Annotated in this window: 20 protein-coding genes, 1 riboswitch and 1 other annotated feature; of the genes, 16 read left to right on the top strand and 4 right to left on the bottom strand. The window is 42.7% G+C overall.

Going from position 1 to position 15,886, the window contains the following annotated elements; all coding sequences use genetic code 11:
* Positions 1 to 201 precede the first annotated feature (201 nt).
* From AC3WTB_RS03190 to AC3WTB_RS03175, 4 genes are read left to right on the top strand one after another with little or no spacing between them, the layout of a single operon-like run.
* A complete protein-coding gene (locus AC3WTB_RS03190) occupies positions 202 to 1,143 on the top strand; it encodes a S66 peptidase family protein (protein WP_492333289.1) in 942 nt (313 codons plus the stop codon).
* Positions 1,140 to 2,219: a dipeptide epimerase gene (locus tag AC3WTB_RS03185; protein ID WP_058838946.1), complete on the top strand. Its 1,080-nt coding sequence runs from the start codon at positions 1,140 to 1,142 to the stop codon at positions 2,217 to 2,219. Before AC3WTB_RS03190 ends, AC3WTB_RS03185 begins: the two co-directional genes overlap by 4 nt.
* A complete protein-coding gene (locus AC3WTB_RS03180) occupies positions 2,219 to 3,136 on the top strand; it encodes a C40 family peptidase (RefSeq protein ID WP_492333288.1) in 918 nt (305 codons plus the stop codon). The genes AC3WTB_RS03185 and AC3WTB_RS03180 overlap by 1 nt, the downstream gene beginning before the upstream one ends.
* Positions 3,126 to 4,094, top strand: a complete 969-nt coding sequence (locus AC3WTB_RS03175; RefSeq protein ID WP_064498353.1) for an ABC transporter ATP-binding protein — start codon at positions 3,126 to 3,128, stop codon at positions 4,092 to 4,094. The genes AC3WTB_RS03180 and AC3WTB_RS03175 overlap by 11 nt, the downstream gene beginning before the upstream one ends.
* A gap of 39 nt (positions 4,095 to 4,133) precedes the next feature.
* On the opposite strand, the gene AC3WTB_RS03170 is transcribed toward AC3WTB_RS03175, so the two are convergent.
* A complete protein-coding gene (locus AC3WTB_RS03170) occupies positions 4,134 to 5,015 on the bottom strand; it encodes a dimethylarginine dimethylaminohydrolase family protein (RefSeq protein WP_106025247.1) in 882 nt (293 codons plus the stop codon).
* Between the two features lie 179 nt (positions 5,016 to 5,194).
* On the opposite strand from AC3WTB_RS03170, the gene AC3WTB_RS03165 reads away from it, so the two are divergent.
* The 5 genes from AC3WTB_RS03165 to AC3WTB_RS03145 all read left to right on the top strand — a co-directional run bounded on the left by AC3WTB_RS03165 (position 5,195) and on the right by AC3WTB_RS03145 (position 8,078).
* Complete coding sequence (locus tag AC3WTB_RS03165; RefSeq protein ID WP_008346212.1) at positions 5,195 to 5,716, top strand: acyl-CoA thioesterase; 522 nt, start codon at positions 5,195 to 5,197, stop codon at positions 5,714 to 5,716.
* 114 nt (positions 5,717 to 5,830) lie between these two features.
* Positions 5,831 to 6,157 (top strand): PadR family transcriptional regulator, encoded by a 327-nt coding sequence (locus AC3WTB_RS03160; RefSeq protein WP_058838949.1) that lies wholly within the window; start codon positions 5,831 to 5,833, stop codon positions 6,155 to 6,157.
* A 4-nt stretch (positions 6,158 to 6,161) separates the two neighbouring features.
* Positions 6,162 to 6,920: an HAAS domain-containing protein gene (locus tag AC3WTB_RS03155; protein ID WP_492333287.1), complete on the top strand. Its 759-nt coding sequence runs from the start codon at positions 6,162 to 6,164 to the stop codon at positions 6,918 to 6,920.
* A gap of 105 nt (positions 6,921 to 7,025) precedes the next feature.
* Positions 7,026 to 7,514: a small multi-drug export protein gene (locus AC3WTB_RS03150; protein ID WP_039177994.1), complete on the top strand. Its 489-nt coding sequence runs from the start codon at positions 7,026 to 7,028 to the stop codon at positions 7,512 to 7,514.
* 18 nt (positions 7,515 to 7,532) lie between these two features.
* Complete coding sequence (locus AC3WTB_RS03145) at positions 7,533 to 8,078, top strand: GNAT family N-acetyltransferase (RefSeq protein WP_492333286.1); 546 nt, start codon at positions 7,533 to 7,535, stop codon at positions 8,076 to 8,078.
* Positions 8,079 to 8,096: 18 nt separating this feature from the next.
* Here the strand turns inward: AC3WTB_RS03145 and AC3WTB_RS03140 are convergent, their stop codons facing one another.
* Both AC3WTB_RS03140 and AC3WTB_RS03135 read right to left on the bottom strand, forming a co-directional pair.
* Complete coding sequence (locus AC3WTB_RS03140) at positions 8,097 to 9,140, bottom strand: bifunctional transcriptional activator/DNA repair enzyme AdaA (RefSeq protein WP_492333285.1); 1,044 nt, start codon at positions 9,138 to 9,140, stop codon at positions 8,097 to 8,099.
* Positions 9,141 to 9,312: 172 nt separating this feature from the next.
* Positions 9,313 to 9,447: a YrzI family small protein gene (locus AC3WTB_RS03135; protein ID WP_341083603.1), complete on the bottom strand. Its 135-nt coding sequence runs from the start codon at positions 9,445 to 9,447 to the stop codon at positions 9,313 to 9,315.
* 216 nt (positions 9,448 to 9,663) lie between these two features.
* Positions 9,664 to 9,772: riboswitch (guanidine-I (ykkC/yxkD leader) on the top strand.
* 67 nt (positions 9,773 to 9,839) lie between these two features.
* On the opposite strand from AC3WTB_RS03135, the gene AC3WTB_RS03130 reads away from it, so the two are divergent.
* Entirely contained in the window at positions 9,840 to 10,169 is a 330-nt protein-coding gene (locus AC3WTB_RS03130) for a DMT family transporter (protein WP_492333284.1), read from the top strand.
* On the top strand, positions 10,166 to 10,480 hold the full coding sequence (locus tag AC3WTB_RS03125; RefSeq protein ID WP_024424636.1) for a DMT family transporter: 315 nt from the start codon (positions 10,166 to 10,168) through the stop codon (positions 10,478 to 10,480). The genes AC3WTB_RS03130 and AC3WTB_RS03125 overlap by 4 nt, the downstream gene beginning before the upstream one ends.
* 35 nt (positions 10,481 to 10,515) lie before the next feature.
* Here the strand turns inward: AC3WTB_RS03125 and AC3WTB_RS03120 are convergent, their stop codons facing one another.
* Positions 10,516 to 10,701 (bottom strand): hypothetical protein, encoded by a 186-nt coding sequence (locus tag AC3WTB_RS03120; protein WP_126681736.1) that lies wholly within the window; start codon positions 10,699 to 10,701, stop codon positions 10,516 to 10,518.
* Positions 10,702 to 10,862: 161 nt separating this feature from the next.
* Here AC3WTB_RS03120 and purU point away from each other — a divergent pair, with 161 nt between their 5' ends.
* The 5 genes from purU to AC3WTB_RS03095 all read left to right on the top strand — a co-directional run bounded on the left by purU (position 10,863) and on the right by AC3WTB_RS03095 (position 15,825).
* Complete coding sequence (gene purU, locus AC3WTB_RS03115; RefSeq protein ID WP_039178002.1) at positions 10,863 to 11,765, top strand: formyltetrahydrofolate deformylase; 903 nt, start codon at positions 10,863 to 10,865, stop codon at positions 11,763 to 11,765.
* A 43-nt stretch (positions 11,766 to 11,808) separates the two neighbouring features.
* Positions 11,809 to 12,027 (top strand) — a binding site (T-box leader).
* A 55-nt stretch (positions 12,028 to 12,082) separates the two neighbouring features.
* On the top strand, positions 12,083 to 13,180 hold the full coding sequence (gene proB / locus AC3WTB_RS03110; protein ID WP_366206591.1) for a glutamate 5-kinase: 1,098 nt from the start codon (positions 12,083 to 12,085) through the stop codon (positions 13,178 to 13,180).
* A 12-nt stretch (positions 13,181 to 13,192) separates the two neighbouring features.
* Positions 13,193 to 14,440, top strand: coding sequence for a glutamate-5-semialdehyde dehydrogenase (locus AC3WTB_RS03105; protein WP_492333283.1), 1,248 nt, complete (start codon positions 13,193 to 13,195; stop codon positions 14,438 to 14,440).
* A 124-nt stretch (positions 14,441 to 14,564) separates the two neighbouring features.
* Positions 14,565 to 15,701, top strand: coding sequence for a Rap family tetratricopeptide repeat protein (locus tag AC3WTB_RS03100; protein WP_039178008.1), 1,137 nt, complete (start codon positions 14,565 to 14,567; stop codon positions 15,699 to 15,701).
* Positions 15,691 to 15,825: a hypothetical protein gene (locus AC3WTB_RS03095; RefSeq protein ID WP_024424642.1), complete on the top strand. Its 135-nt coding sequence runs from the start codon at positions 15,691 to 15,693 to the stop codon at positions 15,823 to 15,825. The genes AC3WTB_RS03100 and AC3WTB_RS03095 overlap by 11 nt, the downstream gene beginning before the upstream one ends.
* Positions 15,826 to 15,886: the final 61 nt, after the last annotated feature.

The following is a 15,886-nucleotide window of genomic DNA, read 5'->3' as shown; positions in this document are numbered from 1 at the left end:
CGCTCCGATGCTCGTCCTTCCTAGACTGCAAAGGTTTTCAGGTCACGCTGAATAGAAGACAAAGGGCTAAAATAAAGATCATTTTAGCCCTTTGTCAACAATATGGGACGCTTTTAACAAAAGCGTCTGTTCCTTTATTCGTTCATGTTATGGAGAAGATGCCCATAGATTGAAAGAAACAAAGAGAAAGAGGGGATTGGCATGAACCAGCTGCCAGCAGCGCTTCAAACAGGGGATACGGTGGGGATTATTGCACCAGCAAGCCCGCCTGATGAATTGAAATTAGCAAAAGGAATTGCCTTTTTAGAAAGCCTCGGGCTGAAGGTGAAAAAAGGGAAGTATCTCGATTCTCGGTACGGGTATTTAGCGGGGCGTGATCATGAAAGAGTGGAAGATCTTCATGGCATGTTTCAAGATACAGAAGTCAAAGCAGTTATTTGTGCCTGCGGAGGGTACGGAACTGGGAGACTTGCGGAAGCCATTGACTATGATCTCATTCGCCGGAATCCGAAAATCTTTTGGGGTTATAGTGACATTACGTTTTTACATACGGCCATCCAGCAGCAGACCGGCCTTGTGACCTTTCATGGACCAATGCTTTCCTCTGATGTAGGACTTGAAGAGGTTCATCCGTATACGAAGGATACCTTTTTGCAGCTGTTTGCCCCGAAGGCCTTTACGTATACGCATCACTTGTCACCTCTTCATACCTTCTACCCCGGCACTGCTTCAGGTGACATCATAGGAGGGAATCTTGCCCTCATCGTGACAACACTTGGTACACCTTTTGAAATCGATACGAAGGGAAAGCTGTTGTTCATTGAAGATATTGACGAAGAGCCGTATAAAATCGATCGCATGATGCAGCACCTCACCTCTGCTGGAAAACTGGATGATGCGGCAGGATTCATTATTGGAGATTTTCATCAATGTGAACCAAAAAAGAAAGACCAATCCTTAACCTTGGAACAGCTGTGGGAAACCTATATTGTGTCGCAAAAGAAACCTGCACTCGGCGGCTTTCGGATCGGTCATTCATCACCGAACTTTGCCATTCCAATGGGCGTGCAGGCTGCACTAGATGCGGCGGGGAAAAAACTGCACATTTCTCCAGGCGTTGCAGCGAAAGAGGCGATCAAATGAAAATCGTGGATGTTCATACATGCAGAACGAGTGTACCGCTAAAAAAGCCTTTCAAAACCGCTTTAAGAACGGTGTATGACGCAGCATCTCTGATCGTCATCATCACATATGATCAAGGTGACGTCAGCTACGGAGAGGCAGTTCCCACGGCGGTGATTACAGGAGAAACGCTGGAAAGCATCGACTATGCCATCTGTGAAGTGATCAGACCCATTTTGCTCGGGGCTTCCTTGGCAGAGTATGAACAAATCTTTTCTGCTATGAACCGTGTGCTCGCAAGCAACACAAGCGCAAAGGCTGCAATCGATATGGCCATTTATGATGGGTTAGCAAAGCAGGCAGGACTTCCGCTTTATCAATATCTTGGCGGATATCGTCATCAGCTCGAAACCGACTATACGGTCAGTGTAAACCGTCCGCTCGAGATGGCAGAAGATGCGAAACAATACGCAGCCGAAGGCTTTCAGACGTTAAAGGTGAAAGTGGGGAAAGATGACATACACACGGATATTCAGCGGATCAAGCGGATTCGAGAAAAAGTCGGACCGGACATTCAGATCAGGCTCGACGCAAACCAAGGATGGACGTGGAAGGAAGCGATCACAGCCATTCGAAAAATGGAAGCACTGAATATTGAATTAGTAGAACAGCCAGTGCCGAAAGAAGATATCGAAGGTCTGCGCCGTGTGACAGAAGCAACTGATACATTGATTATGGCAGACGAAAGCATTTTTAGTTTTCATGATGCAATCAAAGTGCTTGAAACGAGAAGCTGTGATCTGATCAATTTAAAACTAATGAAATCGGGCGGAATAAAAGAAGCACTAAAAATCAATGCCCTAGCTGAAGCATACGGTGTTCAGTGCATGGTTGGCAGTATGATTGAGTCAAAGCTTGGCATTACAGCAGCGGCACATTTCGCCGCAAGTCAGCCGAATATCACCCGCTGCGATTTTGATGCGCCGCTTATGCTGAAAGAAGACATGATAGACGGAGGAATCGTGTACAAAGGAAAAGACATATTTTTACCGCTCGATCATGGGTTAGGCATTCAAGGGGTGAAAGGAGTCTCGTGATGATATATGAATCAAAGGTTCCAGTCGCTAACGTATGGACAGCGCCGCAGTCTCCGAGAGAAATCGATCGAAATGTACTTCAGGACTCCATCAACATCAAAGAGTGGATTGACCAGCAAACATATGAAGAAAAGTTGGCTTTATGTGAAGAAAATTTGATTCAATCTCAAGTACTGCTCGGCGGGCGAGTGATTGGATTAGAAGAGGCAGATGGCTGGATAAAAGTCGTCATACCGCAGCAGGCCAGCCGGAAACATCCGCAAGGCTATCCAGGCTATATACCTGCTAAGCAATTAATCCAAGTAACAGAGGGAAGTGCGTCAGCAGCATTTCTGATCGTTTGTCAGAAAAAAGCCACGCTCTATCAAAACGGGGAACCCGATATGGAGATTAGTTTTTTAACAGAGCTGGCAGCAGTTAAAGAAACAGATGATCAATTTTATGTTGTCACACCAGTAGGAATAAGAGAAATCAACAAAGCGGATGTACGCCCAGTATCACATGCTTACTCTTTGACCGGCAAAGATGTCGTAGACGCAGGAAAACAATTTATTGGACTTTCATATTTATGGGGAGGCATGAGCAGCTTTGGCTATGATTGTTCAGGCTTTGCTTACAGCATGTACAAAGCGTGCGGATATCTTTTACCGAGAGACGCAAGTGACCAAGCAGTTCAAGGAACGCCGGTGACATCAAGCCATTTAGAACCAGGTGACTTGTTGTTTTTTGCAAATGAAAACGGAAAGGGAGCGGTCCGCCATGTAGGGATCTACGCTGGAGACGGGAAGATGCTTCATTCGCCTAAAACCGGCAGACAAATTGAACTGCTTTCCCTTTCTGGCACTTCATATGAAAAGGAATGGGCAGGTGCAAGGCGGTATTTACCAAGCGAGAGGAGGAGCGGTCATGACAGTTGAACCACTTTTACAAGTAAACAACCTCAAAAAACATTTTCACCTATCAAAAGGGAGAACGTTAAAAGCGCTGGATGGTGTCTCTTTTCAGCTGAAACAAGGTGAAACCTTTGGTCTCGTTGGTGAATCTGGCTGCGGCAAATCCACACTTGGGAAAGTGCTCATGCGTCTTTATGAACCAACAGATGGTGAAGCCTTATATGAAGGGAAAAGTCTTCACCGCCTTTCTAAAAAAGAATCATTTGATTTCAACCGGCAAATGCAAATGGTCTTTCAAGATCCGTATTCCTCCTTAAATCCGAGACTGTCAGTAAAAGATATTATGCTGGAGCCAATGGAGATTCATCAGCTTTATGGCAGTCAAAAGAAAAGGATTGCCCGCGTAAAAGAACTGCTCGAAGCGGTAGGGTTAAGCTATGATTTTGCCACCCGGTATCCGCACGAATTTAGCGGAGGACAGAGGCAGAGAATCGGCATTGCAAGAGCACTTGCCTTAGCGCCAAAGTTTATTGTGGCAGATGAGCCGATTTCTGCATTAGACGTCTCCGTTCAAGCGCAGGTCGTGAATCTGCTGAAGAAACTGCAAAAAGAGGAAGGATTAACTTTTCTTTTTATTGCACATGACTTGTCGATGGTGAAATATATTAGCGACCGAATCGGTGTCATGTATTTAGGCCATCTCGTTGAATTGACGACGAGTGATGCATTATATCAAACACCGCTTCACCCATATACACAAGCCTTGCTGTCTGCCATCCCCATTCCAGATCCTGACGTAGAGGACAAGCGCAAAAGGTTTATTTTAAAAGGAGAAATTCCAAGTCCAGTGAACCCGCCAAGCGGCTGTGTATTTCGAACAAGATGTCCTGCCGCGATGGATGTGTGTGCTGAAAAAAAGCCAGTATTACAAGCAGTGGAAGAAGGACATGAAGTCGCCTGTCATTTATATAATAGAAAATAGGACAAGCCAGATAAAAAGCCAGCAAGTAGACAAGCTGTTCTACACGCTGGCTTTTTTAATAGATGAACGCCGAATAGGTAATGTGCAGCATCTGAACGAGCCGCCAGATTTAATAATTTCAGAAAAGTCCACTTCAATAACGGTGTACCCGTGAGAGATTAATGCAGCATTTGTTTCTTGGTTGCTTGGCAAGCTGATCACTTTTTTCTGCCCAATGGATAAAACATTTGGTCCAAGTGTGAATTGCTCTTGTTCACTGATTTCAACAAAATGATAATACGTTTTGAGCAGCTGGAGATCCTTTTGCTTGAACGCTTCAGGATAAATGATTATCTCGTCATGAGACAGAATATTCATCACACAATCGAGATGCAAAATGTGAGGAGGAAGGTGAATTGGGATGATGTCGTGATCCGGCAGTTCCTTTTTGAGCTGGTAGATAGCGGCTTGACTAGTTCTTTTGCTCGTGCCAACAAACACACGGTTCTGATCCACAAGCACATCGCCGCCTTCAATCGTTCCGTCTGTCAAGGTGACAGCTGATAACCCGTTTGCCTGTGCCCACTCTTTTAGACATTGTTCTTCCCCTTGCCGAACCGGAGCGGCCATCTTTGAAACAAACAGTGTATGTCCAATCGTAAACCCAATATCCCGAGTGAAGACTTGCTCAGGGAAGCGGTCATTCGCTGGGAGCAGGATGGGCCGTACTTGATGATCTTTAAGCGTTTGGATCAATTCTTTATGCTGAGCGACTGCTTTCATTTGAGAAATATTTTCTTTCGCAAAATGTTTCTGTGTTTCGTTGATAATTTGTTTGATTTCCATATAAATAGGACTGCATAAAAGAACTTCTTCTAAATCGTCGTATTCACTCATGCATTGCGGCATTTTGTATAATTGCTCTGCTCTCATCGAATCCATCAAATGGCCTCCTTGTTCGTTCATAGTTCTATTATTCCTTCTTCTTGTCATGGTTGAAACATTTCCGAAAGAAAATCTCTCACATAAGACTAAAGCAAAAAGTTTAGACAAACCTAAAAGAATAGTGTTTAATAAAAGTCGTTCCGCATCTACGAAAACAGCAAGAAGGAGCTATGATGATGAGTGAAGAAAATTTCAAATACTGCAAGGAATCGAAAGTTGTAAAAACCAGCAGGGTATTCCCTCTCGATACGAATAACCACCAAACGTTATTTGGCGGGAAATTAATGAGCTATATAGATGACATTGCCTCTATCTCGGCAGCAAGACACAGCCGCAGTGAAACGGTCACAGCTTCAATGGATTCTGTTGACTTTTTAGAGCCGATTGGACAAAAGGAGTCCGTATGCTTGGAATCCTATGTCACATGGGTCGGCACGTCTTCTATGGAAGTGTTCGTCAAAGTCATTAAAGAAAATTTGATGTCGGGAGAACGCAGGCTCGCAGCGACTTCATTTCTGACATTTGTCTCATTAGATGAAAACGGAAAGCCTAAACGAGTCCCGCAGGTGATGCCGGAAACAGAAGAAGAGATCATGCTTCATCAAACAGCGAAGCAGCGGGCAGAGGAAAGAAAAAGCCGCCGAAAACATAGTAAGGCGCTTGCTGACGCACTTGGGACAGATAAACCTTGGGCGTAAAAATCACCCTTTAAGCGGTGATTTTTTTCTAGTACGGTATCTTGCATGGCAAGATAGTGTATGGTAAGATGAAGCTATCTTGTGATGCAAGATACTGAAACCGGAGGAACAATTATGACAACATCCACACAAATGCTAAAAGGGATTTTAGAAGGCTGTCTGCTGTCGATTATTTCTGAGGGCGAAATTTATGGGTATGAAATGACGAAGAAGCTCGCGCATTATGGATTTGATCAAATAAGTGAAGGCAGTATCTATCCGATTTTGCTGCGAATGCAAAAGGAACAGCTGGTGACCACTGTCACAAAAGCTTCAGCAAGCGGACCGAAAAGGAAATACTATACGCTCACACAAGCGGGTGAACTAGCGCTCACAGAGTTTATTGCCCGCTGGGATGAGCTTTCAAATAATGTAAACCGCTTATTACAAAAAGGGAAGTGAGATTATGGTATCAAAAGAAACACGACACATTTTACTAGAGCTGCAACTTTATCTCATATCAAAGGGAAAAAATCAGGATGAGATTGATGAGCTGATGGACGAACTGACCACACATGCGGTTGAGGCTGAAAAAGACGGCAAAACAGGAGAGGATGTGTTCGGCGGAGATCCGCGGAGCTATGCAGATGAACTCTCAAAAGAGCTGTCAGGAAATCATAAAGACTGGGTGCCGTTTGTCAGTGCTTTTTTGATTGGGTCACTTTTTTACATGATGTTAGCAGATGCAATCAGTCAAAACTTATCATATTCTTGGTTTGCTTTGATTGGATATCCAATCGTTTTAGTGGCCAATGTGATCATGATCATTGTGATGTTTAGAGCGACCGCCTTTCAAACAAGCAGCCGGGTATTTCTCTACTTTTGGATATTAGGAATTTTTCAGCTGACAGCAATGGTGACAATCAAACTTTTGGATCAAAAACTTGGCACGCCATTACTTGTACTTACTTCAGGACAAAGATGGGGCGTCATTCTGCTTATGTTGCTATGTATCGTTGTATTCAATGCAATCTTAAAGGCGAATGTCGTTTCATTGATTCCGCTCATCTTTTTCGGACCGCAGCTCATATTCGAATGGATTGGCTGGACGTCACCAAGTGTGATTTTACTGCAAAGCCTGCTGTCTATTGTGATTTTAATAGGACTTATGCTCATTGTCCTGCGCCGGGCAAATAAGAAAAATGAAAATACGAATGTAAACTGAGCACATCCGATCCGATGTGCTTTTCTTTTTCTAAAAAAATGTAGAAATGGAATTGTGTTTTTCATTACAATGGGGAGAGGACAAAAATGAAAAGGGGTTCTGTTTTTGGATATCGTATGGGGATATGTACTCGTTTTTGTATTGGCTGCTTTGCCTTTTTTTGAAGTGATTGGTGTCGTTCCATTCGCAATCTTAAGTGGACTGCATCCTGTGACAACAGCTGTGATTGGATTCATCGGCAACTTTCTCACAGTCTTGTTTCTCATTGTGTTTGTGGACCGGTTTAAAGCATGGTGGTTAAAGAGAAAAGAAGAGAAAGGTGATGAAAAAGGAGAGAAAAAGCAGCTGCGGGCGAGAAAAATTTGGGAACGATACGGTCTGCCTGGATTAGCGCTCATTGGTCCTTTTATCATCGGAAGTCATTTAGCCGCCTTGATGTGCATGAGCTTTGGAACGAAAAGAAAGCAAGTCGCGGTGTGGATGACCGTGAGCTTAATGATGTGGACAGCGCTGGCTGCTAGTTTAACCGGTGCGGGCTTCCATTACTTTGCCCCAGATTCAAATGGTTTGTTCGGAGATATTTTTAGCAAGTAAAAAAAGGGAGGGTCATCAATGACAGTTCAAACAAGAACAGTATTTGAAACAGAGCGCCTGAAACTGAGAACGATGAATGAACATGATGCGTCATTTTTATATGACGAGCTGTTTCAAGACGAAGAAGTGATGAAGTATTATCCTTCTTTGAAGGATGAACAGCAGACAAAAGAGTGGATTGCATGGAATCAAAAAAATGACCGCACGTACCACACCTCGCTATGGATCATTGAAGATAAAGAAACAAATGAACGACTTGGACAAAGCGGAATTGTCCTGCAAAACATTGAAGGGCAAACCGAGCTTGAGATCGGGTATATGCTAAAGAAAGCGGCGTGGGGGAATGGCTATGCTGCTGAGGCTGCAAAAGGCTGTCTCACCTATGGATTTGAAGAAATGAAGGTCAGACGGATGATCAGCTTAATACGTCCTGAGAATGAAGCGTCGGTGAAGGTTGCTTTAAAAATGGGCATGAAAAAAGAAAAAACCATTTCAAAATGGGACCAAATCATTGATGTATACAGCATCACCCGTAACGGAGAAAACGGCTCGCTCACCGAATAAGCAGAGCCGTTTTCTCTTTTATTCACGCTGTTCTAAATGAAGCAAATATTTCTTCCGTTCAATCCCCCCGCCGTAGCCTCCAAGTTCACCATTTGTTTGAATCACGCGGTGGCAAGGAATGATAATCGCCAATTGATTCGCACCATTTGCATTACCAACGGCACGAACCAAATGTGGATCGCCCAGTATTGTGGCTAGATCACGATAGGATCTCGTTTGCCCTGATGGAATGAGTGAGAGCTGCTCCCACACCTTCATTTGAAAAGGGGTGCCATGTAAGGAAAGGGGTACAGTAAACTTTGTCAGCTTTTTCTCAAAATATAAGGCCAATTCCTTTGCTAATTGCTGATGGACGTTTGTTTCTCCAACTAAAATGCGGGCATGATGCTTCTTTCTTAATGTTTCAATTTCTTTTTCGAGTCCCCGCCTGTCCATAAACTCCAGTAAATACACATGTGTGGCATCTGTCACGCTGATCATCCGCCCGATCGGTGTGGAAATAAAATTAGCATAGAGAATGTGAATCTGCGCTTTTTTAGGGGGATTTCCCATGATTTTCGTAAATGCATCATTGAAGGCGCTTGAAGATTCATAGCCGAAGGTGACCTGCTGATCAATTACTTTTTTTCCGTTCAAAATTTCTTTAAAGGCAAGTCCCATTCGGCGTGATCTTGCATATTGAACAAAGGTCATGCCGTAAATGTCTTTAAACTTTCTTCGAGCTGTGGCAGAGTGAATCCCTAATTGACGGAAGTCCTCTTCCTTCCAGCGTTTCTCAGGATTTTTTTCTACTGCTGAAACGAGTGTTTTGACTTCTTCAGGAATGCTGTTAGGGTATGTTAATGGTGTGCAGCGTTTGCATGGGCGATACCCTGCCAGCAGTGCCTCCTCCGCTGTAAAGAAAAACTCACAGTTTTCATATTTTGGCTTTCTGGCCGTACATGTGGCATGACAGAAGATGCCGGTTGTCTTAATACAGGCAAAGAATGTGCCGTCATATTGCGGATTCTTGTCAACAAGTGCTTGATAAAATTCATGTTTTTGTTCATCGGTCATCATCATATGAATCCACCTCTTGATTTTCTATAAAATGTTTTTCAGCATTCTAAAGTTGATCGTTCATCACATCAATCTTATTTCATTATATCAGCGATGTGATCGTTGCCGTACCCGCGCTTTAAGGAAACTTCTTTCTCGTATGCAAGCATGATAAATATGTCGATCTCCTCCTGTTTTAGTTCATATACTTTAGCTGCTTCTGTTTCATTTCTTCATAAAATGCTTCAACTTCTTGTTCGTAAAGTACGGTCTCCATGTCCTTGTATTTACGCTTGATCGTCAATGTCATAAAAAATAAATTGATTGTCATATACGCTCATTTCCCTTCAGTCCGCAGCGAAACAGCCTGTAAATCTTCTTGATCAGTTAACCTGTTTCTAACACTTAGTATACGGCGGTCCCATAAAAATTCTTTCGAAAAATGAACAAGTATATTTGCCTGAGGAAAGCAAAGTGATAGACCAGTATTTAGGGGTGTGATACAATTTTGACACAGAATCTGCTCTAAGTCAGATCTGCTTATCATGAATTGGTTTTCTAGGGTTCCGTGCGGGTGGCGCAGTCTGGACCGAGAGAAAACACATAGGGTCTAGACAATAGACCATATGACACGGAGGGATAAAAGCCCGGGAGATTTGATCAAACGATCGATTTCCAGGCTTTTTTTTGTTGGTTGGAATCGTTCAGAAAGGAAGGGATCTAATGAAATGGGGAAATGTCTTGATTGCGGCGATCTTTGAAGTCGGCTGGGTGATGGGATTGAAATATGCTGACTCTTTATTGGAATGGGTCGCAACCATCGTTTGTATTGTCGTCAGCTTTTATTTACTACTGAAAGCTACGACTGTACTGCCAGTTGGCACACTTTATGCCGTTTTTACCGGACTTGGGACAGCAGGTACTGTCATAGTAGGTATGGTCATGGGGGAGCCGGTACAGCTAGTGAAATTACTTTTAATCATGGTGCTTTTAAGCGGTGTATTAGGGCTCAAGCTGACCACAGGAGAAAAGAAAGGAGAGACTGAATCATGAGCTGGCTTTTACTCATTGGGGCAGGCATTTTAGAAATGCTTTGTGTCACCATGATGAATCAATTCCAGAAAGACCGGCATGTCAAATGGATTTTATTTATTGCAGCTGGATTTTCGCTGTCCTTTCTCATGCTCTCTCTTGCGATGAATACAATTCCGATGGGAACGGCGTACGCCATTTGGACAGGTATTGGAGCTGCTGGAGGAGCCATTGTCGGCATGCTCTTTTATGGTGAGTCGAAAGACGCAAAACGTATTTTCTTTATCGCACTGATTTTATCTGCGGCGGTCGGGTTAAAGATTATTGAATAAGAAAAGGGCTGGCATCTGTCTGCCAGCCTTTTTTATTACATCGAATGATGATTGGAATCGTTTTCATTTTTGCGGTAAAGCTGACTCACTAGCAGAAAACAGACACCAAATGTGAGCAAAGGAATGAGTCTTTCACCGGTCATAAATAGATAAATACCTGTGATCAGACATATGATGCCGACCCAAAAGCTCACTTTACCAAACAAAGTCATGCTTTTCATCTCCATCACTCCTTTTGTGATAAAAGGTCTCCTCACATTATATCACGCTACGTGCAGAATTGAATGAATATTCAATAAAAAAGGGGCTCTTCATTGCTTTTTCTCTTTCCAGTCCAGTATAATATTTCATTAGAATGAAAACGTAAATGAGGTCATGATACATGAGAACATTGATTACAGAGAAACTTGAATTACACAGACAAAAGCACGAGCAAAAAGGCAGACTGCTTGTCAGCTGCCCGGATCAGCCTGGTATTGTATCAGCTGTTTCTTCCTTTTTATTTGAGCACGGAGCGAACATCATTGAATCCAGCCAATATACAACAGATCATGAAAGCGGCCGGTTCTTTTTAAGAATTGAATTTGATTGGAAAGACATTTCGGCCAACTTAGATCAGTTGAAAAATAGCTTTGAGCCAATTGCCGCATCATTTCAAATGACATGGAGCATGTCACGTGCAAGTGATCTGAAAAAGCTGGCGATCTTTGTATCGAAAGAGCTTCATTGTTTAAATGAACTTCTATGGGAATGGCAAAGCGGAAATTTAATGGCTGAAATCGCAGTTGTGATCAGCAATCATGAAACGGCAAAGGATACGGTCGAAGCACTCGGCATCCCATTCCATTTTGTGAAGGCGAATAAAGACATTCGTCAAGAGGCAGAAAAACAGCAGCTTGCTCTATTAGAAAAGTACGACATTGATGCCGTTGTGCTTGCTCGATACATGCAAATTTTAACGCCTAAATTTATTGAAGAGCATCCGAATAAAATCATTAATATTCATCATTCCTTCCTGCCAGCGTTTATTGGTGCAAACCCATACAAGCGGGCATATGAGCGGGGAGTCAAATTAATTGGTGCGACTTCTCATTATGTGACCAATGATTTAGACGAAGGACCGATCATTGAACAAGATATTGAGCGTGTAGATCACCGGGATGATGCGGAAGCTCTAAAAAATATTGGCCGGACAATTGAGCGCAGTGTGCTTGCACGTGCTGTCAAATGGCACTTGGAAGATCGAATTATTGTTCATGAGAATAAAACGATTGTCTTTAATTGACCGCTTGACTTTTCTTTAGCAATTGGTGATAATATAAAAAAATTAATGAGCGTTGAAAAGGAATAGTAAGCAGGAACTGATGCGTAAAGAGAGCAAATGATATGCTGAAACATTTGCCGCAGACAGCTGCTGAACCTGCCCTTTGAGCCTTAGAGGAAAAATCTAAGCGCGTGCCTGGCGTTACAGGAGTTGAGTGGAATAAGCATGTCGCATGCTTATTCAATGAAGGTGGTACCACGGAAAATCCCTTTTCGTCCTTTACATAAGGAGAAAAAGGGATTTTTTTGTGCCTAAAGGTATAGCGGAGGGAATCAAGGATGAAAAAGCAAAGGATCGTCATAAAAATTGGCAGCAGTTCATTAACAGAGCAAAAAGGAGCGATTGATGAACAAAAGATGCAGGATCATGTAAGAGCCATAGCAAAGCTCAAAGAAGCAGGGCATGAAATCATTTTAATTTCATCAGGAGCCGTTGCGGCAGGATTTGGAAGCCTAGGCTATCCATCAAGACCTGTGACCTTAAAGGGGAAACAGGCAGCCGCTGCCGTTGGTCAGGGCTTGTTAATGCAAAAATATACAGAGCTTTTTTCACAGTTTCAGATGACACCTGCTCAAATGCTTTTAACACGTAATGACTTTTCAGATCGAACAAGATATCGAAATGCTTACGCAACGATGATGGAGCTGCTGGAAAGAAAGATTTTGCCGATCATAAACGAAAATGATTCAGTTTCCATCGAGGAGCTTACCTTTGGGGATAATGACATGCTGTCAGCTCTTGTCAGTGGATTAATCCATGCAGACCAATTGATCATATTAACAGACATCAATGGCATTTATGATGCAAATCCAAATGAGCATCCTGAGGCGAAGCGGTTTGATGTCCTGACTCACATTTCAGAAGAATTGTTTTCATATGCAAAGAGCACTGGTTCAAAGGTTGGAACAGGCGGAATGAAATCGAAGCTGTCTGCTGCACAAACGGCACTTTCACTTGGTGTGAAAGTCTTCATTGGTACAGGCACTGGGGAAAACAAACTGCTTCGCATTCTTGCGGGTCAAGGTGACGGAACGTATATCGGTGAACAGGATTTATCAGCCGTGAACAACCGCCGTCAATGGATTCAATTCCACTCACCGGTCTCTGGAAAGATCATGATTGATGCAGGAGCGGAAGCGGCGATTTTGCATAATGGCAGAAGTCTTCTTCCGGCAGGAGTCATTGATGTCGCTGGTGACTTTTCTAAAGGAGAGGTTGTAGAAGTCGTCGGGCCAAACGGATTAGTTGGTAAGGGACAAACCTTGTACGCATCCGATGAGCTTCTTGGCATTAAAGGAATGCGAAGTGACGAGCTTTCAAAAGAGAAGCCTGAGGTCATACACCGAGATCACTGGGTACAGCATGTACAAAACTGAGGAGGGAATACGATGAATGAAGTTCTTGAAAAAGCAAAAAAAGCAAGTGTAGCTAAAGATCAGCTGCTTCTAAAAACGACGGAACAAAAAAATGCTGCCCTGCACGCCATTGCGAGTGCACTAAAAGCATCTTCAGCTTATTTAATAGAGGAGAACCAAAAGGATGTCCAAGCGGCTGAGGAAAAGCAGTTCACGTCATCTGTCATTGACCGGATCACACTCACGGAAGAGAGAATTGAAGCCATTGCAGACGCGACCTTTCAACTCATTAAGCTAAAAGATCCAATTGGTGAAACGTTAGAAACCATTCAAAAAGAAAACGGTCTATTCATCGAAAAGGTCCGTGTACCGCTTGGAACGGTTGGCATGATTTATGAAGCAAGACCAAATGTGACAGTCGATGCTGCGACCCTTTGCTTGAAAACTGGCAATGCTGTGATTCTGCGCGGAAGCTCATCTGCTATTCATAGTAATAAAGCGATTGTAAAGGTGATTCATGAAGCGCTTCATACGACGGATATTCCAGTAGACAGTGTGCAATTGATTGAAGATACTGGCCGTGAAACGGCGAAAACGCTGTTCACCTTAAATGAATACCTCGATGTCCTCATTCCGCGCGGCGGGAAGAATTTAATTGATCTTGTAGTGAGAGAGTCTACTGTGCCGGTGCTTGAGACAGGTGCAGGAAATTGTCATATCTACATTGATGAAACAGCGAAAAACGAAATGGCTGAGCGGATTGTGCTGAATGCCAAAACCCAAAGACCATCTGTTTGTAATGCGATTGAGAGCATTGTCATTCATGAAACATGGGCAAAAACATACGGTGCTTCGTTATTTAAAGCCCTTCAATCAAATGGGGTAGAAATACGCGGTGATGAAGCCGTTTGCGCGCTTGCTCCTAGTGCTGCATTAGCGACAACTGAGGACTATGCAACGGAGTTTTTAGCACCGATTGTCAGCATTAAAATAGTAAAAAACATAGAAGAAGCGATTCAGCATATTCAAACATATAGCTCTAAGCACTCTGAAGCGATCATTACAGAAAATGATGAACATGCAGCCCTTTTCTTAACAGCTGTCGATGCTGCCGCTGTTTATCATAATGCCTCTACTCGTTTCACAGATGGCTTTGAATTTGGCTATGGAGCGGAAATAGGTATTAGTACACAAAAACTTCATGCAAGAGGGCCAATGGGTCTGCCAGCCTTAACGTCTGAAAAATTTGTCATTCGTGGTCAAGGACAAATAAGAGAATAACGAATTCAAAAGAGAGTCTTGTGACAACAGGCTCTCTTTTTCCTTTCATTTTTGTATTTCTTCGGTCAAGTATGATAAAATATGGTAATGTTTTATATTTTGAGAAGATTGGAGAAGGCAACGTATGGCGAAAATCATTCCCTCTTCGGATATTGGAGTGAAAATCAACAAGTGGTATGAATTAATCCGCAGATTTGATTCAGAACAAGCAGAACAGTTAAAACAGGAAATTCGCACCTCTCTTGATTCAATGGAAGAAGATCAGAATTTGCTTCTCTATTTTTCTTTAATGGAATTTCGGCATGAGGTCATGCTCGATTATTTAAAGCCATTAAAGGAAGGAAAGCTTCGCGCCAACTTTTCCGAGCTTTCGAAAGAAATAGATGAGCATCAAACGCATGTCACAGGCATGCTTGAATACTACTATCATTTTTTCAGAGGCATGTATGAATTCGGACGGAGGGAGTATATTGCTGCCATATCGTCTTATCAAAAGGCAGAGCATAAGCTTTCTTTTGTATCAGATGATATTGAACGTGCGGAATTTCATTTTAAAATGTCAGAAATATATTACCACATGAAACAAACACATATCTCGATGCACCATGCTAAACTAGCGCTGGATGTTTATGTTCAGCATGAACTGTATGCGCTTCGCACCATTCAGTGTCAATTTATTGTGGCCGGTAACTACGATGATATGAGAAGGCATGAAAAAGCATTACCACATCTCGAAAGAGCACTTGCGAGATCAAGAGAGTTTCAGAATGTGCGTTTTATTGCCTCCTCTTTATTTAATATGGGCAACAGTTATTACCGAATGGGAGACTTGGACCGCGCACTCGAATTAATGAAAGAATCCATCTCGTTATTTGATCAAAATCAATCCGATCATCTTCGTCGATCTATAGACCCTCTTTATACAGCCGCTCAGATATTATACAAACAAGGAAAACACGAAGAAGCATTACACTACAGAGAAGAATGTATGAAGCGAGCAGAAGCTCTTCAAGATGACATTCATATTCAGAAAACCATATTTCTAGAAGCTTTGTATTTAAGACAAGATGCGGAGCATATGAAACGAATTTTCCATTTTTTAGAGTCTGCCTATGCATATCCTGATATAGAGGAGCTGGCATTAGATACCGCAAAGTATTATAATGAAATGGGGGATTATGAAAAATCTTCCATGTTCTATGGGGAAGCGGAACATGCTCGAATCTATATTCAGAGAGGGGATTGTTTATATGAATTTTAAAAAATGGGCAGTCGTCTGTACAAGCATCACCATCATGGCATTGTGGCTGGCAGCAGCAAATGCCGATCCAGATAACAGAAACCATACGCTAGAACAACCGAATCCACAGCATGACACGATCTAAAAGCCCTTGTTAAAGGGCTTTTTTTATGTCTAACAATTTTGGGACATGCTCATAAAAAGGG

This window comes from Bacillus sp. EB106-04-04-XG123, from assembly GCF_058791855.1.
Note: the sequence above shows the minus strand (reverse complement) of the source record. Positions and strands in the feature narration are given on the sequence as shown.

Coding starts and splice junctions, on each gene's coding strand:
- AC3WTB_RS03135 (WP_341083603.1), bottom strand. CDS start 9,447: ATGACAATCAATTTATTTTTTATGACATTGACGATCAAGCGTAAATAC.
- AC3WTB_RS03100 (WP_039178008.1), top strand. CDS start 14,565: ATGGCGAAAATCATTCCCTCTTCGGATATTGGAGTGAAAATCAACAAG.
- proB (WP_366206591.1), top strand. CDS start 12,083: ATGAAAAAGCAAAGGATCGTCATAAAAATTGGCAGCAGTTCATTAACA.
- AC3WTB_RS03170 (WP_106025247.1), bottom strand. CDS start 5,015: ATGGATTCGATGAGAGCAGAGCAATTATACAAAATGCCGCAATGCATG.
- AC3WTB_RS03140 (WP_492333285.1), bottom strand. CDS start 9,140: ATGATGATGACCGATGAACAAAAACATGAATTTTATCAAGCACTTGTT.
- AC3WTB_RS03145 (WP_492333286.1), top strand. CDS start 7,533: ATGACAGTTCAAACAAGAACAGTATTTGAAACAGAGCGCCTGAAACTG.
- AC3WTB_RS03175 (WP_064498353.1), top strand. CDS start 3,126: ATGACAGTTGAACCACTTTTACAAGTAAACAACCTCAAAAAACATTTT.
- AC3WTB_RS03155 (WP_492333287.1), top strand. CDS start 6,162: ATGGTATCAAAAGAAACACGACACATTTTACTAGAGCTGCAACTTTAT.
- AC3WTB_RS03165 (WP_008346212.1), top strand. CDS start 5,195: ATGAGTGAAGAAAATTTCAAATACTGCAAGGAATCGAAAGTTGTAAAA.
- AC3WTB_RS03095 (WP_024424642.1), top strand. CDS start 15,691: ATGAATTTTAAAAAATGGGCAGTCGTCTGTACAAGCATCACCATCATG.
- AC3WTB_RS03130 (WP_492333284.1), top strand. CDS start 9,840: ATGAAATGGGGAAATGTCTTGATTGCGGCGATCTTTGAAGTCGGCTGG.
- AC3WTB_RS03190 (WP_492333289.1), top strand. CDS start 202: ATGAACCAGCTGCCAGCAGCGCTTCAAACAGGGGATACGGTGGGGATT.
- AC3WTB_RS03180 (WP_492333288.1), top strand. CDS start 2,219: ATGATATATGAATCAAAGGTTCCAGTCGCTAACGTATGGACAGCGCCG.
- AC3WTB_RS03105 (WP_492333283.1), top strand. CDS start 13,193: ATGAATGAAGTTCTTGAAAAAGCAAAAAAAGCAAGTGTAGCTAAAGAT.
- AC3WTB_RS03120 (WP_126681736.1), bottom strand. CDS start 10,701: ATGAAAAGCATGACTTTGTTTGGTAAAGTGAGCTTTTGGGTCGGCATC.
- AC3WTB_RS03125 (WP_024424636.1), top strand. CDS start 10,166: ATGAGCTGGCTTTTACTCATTGGGGCAGGCATTTTAGAAATGCTTTGT.
- AC3WTB_RS03185 (WP_058838946.1), top strand. CDS start 1,140: ATGAAAATCGTGGATGTTCATACATGCAGAACGAGTGTACCGCTAAAA.
- purU (WP_039178002.1), top strand. CDS start 10,863: ATGAGAACATTGATTACAGAGAAACTTGAATTACACAGACAAAAGCAC.
- AC3WTB_RS03160 (WP_058838949.1), top strand. CDS start 5,831: ATGACAACATCCACACAAATGCTAAAAGGGATTTTAGAAGGCTGTCTG.